Annotated in this window: 7 protein-coding genes; 2 read left to right on the forward strand and 5 right to left on the reverse strand. The window is 74.4% G+C overall.

Annotated features, from left to right (window positions below):
- Nucleotides 1-158: 158 nt before the first annotated feature.
- From ACZ6Y7_RS37495 to ACZ6Y7_RS37505, 3 genes are all read right to left on the reverse strand, one after another.
- A complete protein-coding gene (locus ACZ6Y7_RS37495) occupies nucleotides 159-452 on the reverse strand; it encodes a hypothetical protein (RefSeq protein ID WP_465762458.1) in 294 nt (97 codons plus the stop codon).
- Between the two features lie 199 nt (nucleotides 453-651).
- On the reverse strand, nucleotides 652-849 hold the full coding sequence (locus tag ACZ6Y7_RS37500; RefSeq protein ID WP_465762459.1) for a hypothetical protein: 198 nt from the start codon (nucleotides 847-849) through the stop codon (nucleotides 652-654).
- Complete coding sequence (locus ACZ6Y7_RS37505; RefSeq protein WP_465762460.1) at nucleotides 846-1289, reverse strand: SRPBCC family protein; 444 nt, start codon at nucleotides 1287-1289, stop codon at nucleotides 846-848. The genes ACZ6Y7_RS37500 and ACZ6Y7_RS37505 overlap by 4 nt, the downstream gene beginning before the upstream one ends.
- Nucleotides 1290-1601: 312 nt before the next feature.
- Here ACZ6Y7_RS37505 and ACZ6Y7_RS37510 point away from each other — a divergent pair, with 312 nt between their 5' ends.
- On the forward strand, nucleotides 1602-2411 hold the full coding sequence (locus ACZ6Y7_RS37510) for an LURP-one-related/scramblase family protein (protein ID WP_465762480.1): 810 nt from the start codon (nucleotides 1602-1604) through the stop codon (nucleotides 2409-2411).
- 166 nt (nucleotides 2412-2577) lie between these two features.
- Here ACZ6Y7_RS37510 and ACZ6Y7_RS37515 read toward each other — a convergent pair whose 3' ends face one another.
- On the reverse strand, nucleotides 2578-3282 hold the full coding sequence (locus ACZ6Y7_RS37515) for a metal-dependent hydrolase (RefSeq protein ID WP_465762461.1): 705 nt from the start codon (nucleotides 3280-3282) through the stop codon (nucleotides 2578-2580).
- A 734-nt stretch (nucleotides 3283-4016) separates the two neighbouring features.
- Between ACZ6Y7_RS37515 and ACZ6Y7_RS37520 the strand changes: the two genes are divergently transcribed.
- Nucleotides 4017-4406 (forward strand): aggregation-promoting factor C-terminal-like domain-containing protein, encoded by a 390-nt coding sequence (locus ACZ6Y7_RS37520; RefSeq protein ID WP_465762462.1) that lies wholly within the window; start codon nucleotides 4017-4019, stop codon nucleotides 4404-4406.
- A 224-nt stretch (nucleotides 4407-4630) separates the two neighbouring features.
- On the opposite strand, the gene ACZ6Y7_RS37525 is transcribed toward ACZ6Y7_RS37520, so the two are convergent.
- Nucleotides 4631-4945 (reverse strand): hypothetical protein, encoded by a 315-nt coding sequence (locus tag ACZ6Y7_RS37525; RefSeq protein WP_465762463.1) that lies wholly within the window; start codon nucleotides 4943-4945, stop codon nucleotides 4631-4633.
- Between the last annotated feature and the right edge of the window lie 225 nt (nucleotides 4946-5170).

Here is a 5170-nt window from a genome sequence, read left to right on the forward strand (position 1 = left end):
GTCCTCCCGACGATCTTTCTACCCTCCCCCCCCACTCCCCTCGAAGGGGGAGGCGGGTTCCAAATGCCCCCCCCCCTGTCGTCTCCACGCACCGGGCCGGGGTCCGCGTCAGCCCTGGCCGGCCCCGCCGGGGGGGCGGGCGCGGCCGGTTCCGGCCCTCAGCCGGCTCCGGCGGAGCCCACGCGCCGGTCGAACCGGGTACTGCGCCGGATCCCCGCCTCGTCGACTGTCGCTCCGGCCTCGTAGTGCGCGAGGGCCAGACCGAGGCCGAAGAAGGTCGGCGCCCACTCACCGACGAAGATCCCCCACCGGTCGGCCCGTTCGATGCCGGCCTGCTCCGCCTTCATCGAGACGACCCAACTCGCGAGGGAGAGTGCGACGGAGCCGAGCGCGGCCGCGTAGGCGTGCTCGCTGGTGATACCGGCCTCGTGAAGCGTGCGGACGATCGCCATGGTGATCAACTCCCTGTCTGCGTCGAGGTGCCCCCGCACCTCAGGGTGCGTACGGTGGCCGCCGGATCGGCACTCGCATCGATTGCGCACCCGTCGACCGCCGGAGGCCGGACAGGGCGTACGACCGGGGAGCGCCCGACCGTCGCGGACCGGTCGGGTGGGCCGCCGCTCCGCGCGGAGCGGCGGCCCCGGCGCGCGATCAGGAGCGCCGCCGGCGCGGGACCGTCTCCCGGCCCATCGCGGCCTCCAGGCGGGCCAGCATCGGTGGATCGGCCACCGCCTCCAGCACGGTCAGCAGGATCTCCAGCCTGACCGGGTCGTTCTCGGTGACGGCCCGGGCGATCCGGTCGACCAGGTCGCCCGGCCGGCCGGCGCCGCGCCGGGGCATGGCGCTCACCCCCGTTCCCCGGCTTCCAGAACCGCGGGCAGACGCTCCGCGACCCGGTCGGCCAGCCGGTCGAAGGCGGGCCGCAGGAACGGCGCGGCGAGCCGGGCGAGGCCGTGGAACCGCAGCCGGGCGCGGTAGACCAGCAGCGTCCCGCCGTCCACCGGGTGCAGCGTCATGTCGTCGGTCGCGGTGACCGTGCGGTTGCGGCCGACGAAGAGGAGGCGGTCCGGCCGGTAGTCCTCCAGGGTGTAGGTGAGCTGGGTCCGCCGGCCCCGGAAGCGCGAGACGTTGAGCCAGCTGGCGCCCGGCGCGACCGGACCGCCGCCGATCCGGGTGCAGCTCTCGGTGCCCGGGTCCCACTCCGCCGCGTTGGCGAAGTCCGCCAGGTACGCGAGCACGTCGGCGGTGGGTCGGTCGACGGTGATGCTCCGCTCGACGGTGACCATCATGGTGTTCCTCTCGGCTGCGGCCCGGACTCCTCGTTCTCCCACGTGGTTCGTAGTCCCGGGCGGATCGGATGGCGGTCGGCCCCGATCGGGTCCGCCGGCCGGGCATCCGCCCGCCCGGTCGCCGGGGCACGCCCGCCCGGCCCACCACCCGGCTCCGTGGGCCACGGGTGATCGCGGTGCCGTCCGGGCGACCCCCGCCCCGGGGCCGTCGACCGCTCCCCCGCCCGGCGACCGGTGGATGTGACCTCGCACACATCCGTCTCTTTGACTACGGATCAGCCTTCCTTTGCAAAACCCATACCTGCAGGGCGCATTCGCGACGCGGCGTCCCGAACGGGCCCGGGGCGCCGCGGAAAACGACCTGGCTGCCGACCGGGCATCGGCCCTAGCCTGCCCGCCATGTCCCAGAACACGAACACCCCCGGCTTCCCCGGGCAGTCGGCCGCTCCGGCCGCGAACCCCGCCAAGGTGCGGTACCAGGTGCAGCAGCAGGCGGGCGTCGGACCGGTCCACGGTGGCGGCGGCACCCTCTTCTCGGAGCCGGTCCTGGTGGTGAACCAGAAGGCCAAGCTGATCGAGCTGACCAACGAGTACGCGGTCTTCGACCAGCGGGGCGCCACCCTGGGCTCGGTGGTCCAGGTCGGCCAGAGCACGCTGCGCAAGCTGCTGCGGCTGCTCTCCTCCATCGACCAGTACCTGACCCACAAGCTGGAGATCCGCGACGCGCACGGCACCCCGGTGCTGCTGCTGACCCGCCCGGCGAAGATCATCAAGTCGCGGGTGATCGTGCAGCGTCCGGACGGCCAGGAGGTCGGCCAGATCATCCAGCAGAACGCCATCGGGAAGATCAATTTCGCGCTGGAGGTCGGCGGTCGGAAGGTCGGCGCCATCAAGGCCGAGAACTGGCGGGCCTGGAACTTCTCCATCGTCGACGCGACGGACACCGAGATCGCCCGGATCACCAAGACCTGGGAGGGCCTGGCGAAGACGATGTTCACCACGGCCGACAACTACGTGCTCCAGATCCACCGCCCGCTCCCCGACCCGCTGCTCAGCCTCGTCGTGGCGACGGCGCTGACCGTGGACACCGCGCTGAAGCAGGACGCCCGCGGCCTCGGCTGACGACGACCCGGCCCGCCGTCCGGAGCCCCGCCCCCGACCGGGTGAGGTCCGGGGCGTGTCCGACGACTCGCGTCGCGCGCCCGGCGGGAATCGCCGGACACGGGTCAGGTCGGTGTATGCCTTGGACAGCACCGTGGTGACTGAGCGTTACGAGCCCCGGGCGGGGTCACCCGGTGGCGAGGAGCGGGGCGAAGGCCGCGAACCACAGGGCGGCGAACGTGGCGACGGTCAGCACGGGCACCACGAACCGGGTCTCCGCCTTGCCGCCGGTCCGCCGGAGCAGCACCAGTTCGAAGCGCTTGCGGTACGGCCAGAGCAGGGGCACCCCCCGGCGGGTCAGGCAGTCGCCGAGCAGGTGGGTCAGGGCGCCCAGGCAGACGACGTAGGGCAGCCGGGTCTCCACGGTGGCGCAGCGGGCGGCCACCGTCGCCGTGCCGACGGCGGCCAGGCCGACGGAGGTCAGCCACGGCGTGAAGCCGCGGCCGGGCGGGTGCAGGTGCAGGGCCCTCGTCGCGAGGGCCAGGAGCAGGAAGAGGACGCCGAGGGCGAAGCCGTGGCCGAGCCGGGTGACCCCCGCCCAGGTGCCCCCACCGGCCAGTCCCACGAACAGGAGCGAGTGGGTGGCGTGGCGGTGGCCTCCGCAGAGCCGGCCCACCAGGCGGCACAGCCCCCTCGACAGCGGGCCCAGCAGGTGGGCGGGCGTCGCGTCGTGGTGGTCCAGGTCGGGGAGCAGCGCCGCACCGGCGCAGAGCAGCGTCCCGATCAGCACCTCGCCCGGCCCCGGGGCCGCCCCGAACAGGAGGGCGGGCAGCGACTGAGCCGTCGCCGCGTAGACCAGCGCCCCGCTGATCGCGTGTGACTGACCGAGCACGACCACCCGCCCCCTTCGTCCCCGCGGCCCCGCGGACGGCGCTCCTCCGGACGGCGCACGCTCCGCACCGTGCCCTGCGGAAGTCCGTCTGCTACCCCGTCCGCCCCGTCCCAGTCCCCGGGCGGTTCCGCGGCCCGCCCCCGCTGGGCCCTCCGCCACCGGGCCGGACCGTTCGCCACGGGAACCGGCACCCGTCCCGATCGCGCGAGCACCGAGCGTCACGGCGGTGTGAGCTGGACCGCCTTCCGGGGGCCGCCGGGCCCGGGTCGCCCGTGACGGTCGTCACGGGCCCCGGGCGCCTCCTACCCTTCCTAGTGGGTCGATCGTCGGGCAGGCAGGCCGCGTCGGCCCGGGCGGCCGCCGGCACGGCCGCGGCCCCGGGCCCGCCGTCGAGCCTTCGGCGTTTTCGCAGCTCACACGCCTGCCGCGGGTGGAAGACGGACGGATTCATCCAGGTTTGGGCGTTCGGGCGCGGGGTAGCGAGCCGCTCTCGACGAGCGCGATCGCCCGCCGGGCTACGACGCCGCGTCGTACCGGGCACCCCTTGGAGCCGGGCCCCGGCCCCGCTAACAATGGCTCAGTCGCCAGCTGCGGCGGCGGTGCGATCCCCTTCCGCAGCTCCCGTCCGGTGGTCACCGTTCGTGACCGCCCCGGTGCCGACCCCGCCCACGGGCCCGTCCGGGCCCGTCGAGCCGCGGAGCGAGGCACCCCCACGATTGAGGTCGAACTCCCCCATGCCCGTGATCTCCACCCGCATGCGCAAGTCCGCCGCCCTGCTCACCGGTGCCATCGGCATCGTCGCCGTCGGTGCCGCGGTCGTCCCGACCGCCGCCTCGGCCACCACCCCCCAGGCCCTGGCCGCGAGCATCGTCCCCGCCGACCAGCTCGCCTCCTTCAACCAGATCATCTCCCACGAGAGCGGCTGGAACGTCACCGCGACCAACCCGTCCTCGGGCGCCTACGGCCTGGGCCAGGCCCTGCCGGGCAACAAGATGGCCTCCGCCGGCGCCGACTGGAAGACGAACGCCGCCACCCAGATCAAGTGGGCCTACGACTACATGAACGGCCGCTACGGGAGCCCGAACGCCGCCTGGGCCTACTGGCAGGTCCACCACAACTACTGACCGGGCACGGCAGCGGATCGGCCGCACCCCGGCGATCCACCGCTCGACCCGCCGCTCAACCCGCCGCTCGACCCGCCGCTCGACCCGCCGCCCCGCGATCGACGACGGGGCCATGAGCCGGGTCGGCCGCACGGCGCCGGACGCCGAGGGGCCCGGTGCGCACACCACGCGCACCGGGCCCTTCGCCGTTTCCCGGGTGACCGGGACCACCCGGGGCCGTCGGATCAGCCGACGTCGATGCCGGTGACCACCGGAGCCCCGATGCCGACCGCACCCTCCTCGTACCCGGCCGCCGCGAAGGCCCGCCGGGCGAGGTCCAGCGCCGCCTCCCCGGCGGCGGTCCGATCGGCGGCCTCGACCTCCAGCCGCAGCACGAACGTTCCCTCCGGTTCGTCGAGCGTCAGGACGTCGAGGTCCGGCACCTCCGCGCCGGCCTGCTCGGGGTCCGCGCCGTGCACGACCGCGAGCAGGGTGCGGCGTGCCGCCTGCTCCAGCGGTCGGTCCACTGTCCCGGGAACGGTGATCACATAGCTGCCCATGGTCTCCCTTCTGACCCGTCCGGGGCGTCGGAAACCTCGGTCCCCCGATGTCACCCGGACGTGACGCGCCTGCGCCGCGGCGCCCCCCCCGGGGGGGGGGGGGGGGGGGGTGGGAAAAAAAAGGGGGGGAGGAGGAACAGGGGGGAAGGGGGGAAAACAGAAAAAGGCGGGGGGGGGGGTTTCCCCTGGCGCCGCAGCGGGGGGGGGGGTTGAAACCCGGACCCT

The organism is Kitasatospora sp. NPDC053308 (assembly GCF_055585785.1).